This is a genomic window from Jeotgalibacillus marinus, assembly GCF_040801915.1.
GTDB classification, from domain to species: domain Bacteria; phylum Bacillota; class Bacilli; order Bacillales; family Jeotgalibacillaceae; genus Jeotgalibacillus; species Jeotgalibacillus marinus.
Window position 1 is genome coordinate 1 of sequence record NZ_JBFMIA010000145.1, and the last position, 275, is coordinate 275.

Consider the following 275-nt stretch of genomic DNA (forward strand, 5'->3'; position numbering starts at 1 on the left):
CGAAAGCGAATGGCTCGCAGGCCTAAAGAAACAGGCCGCCAATTCGCCTGACCAGGCCTTTAATTTGGGGGAATGGCTGCTGCGCAACCAGGGGGCAACCAATGCATTGGATTGGCTCGACACTTTGCCTGATAGCGTCCGGACAAATCAACCGGTGCCGCTGGTGGTCTCGGATGCGACGATTGCCTTGAAAGATTGGGGGGGACTTCTGGCGTGCGTGGAGAAGAGCGAGTGGGGAGAATCGGATATTTTGAAACTGGCTCTTGAATCGTTGG

The 275-nt window shown here is 55.6% G+C and carries 1 protein-coding gene; it reads left to right on the forward strand.

The window, feature by feature from the left end; translation table 11 throughout:
* Positions 1-275, forward strand: a 275-nt coding sequence (locus AB1471_RS17300; protein ID WP_367780971.1) for a hypothetical protein, incomplete at both ends; no start/stop codon positions are given.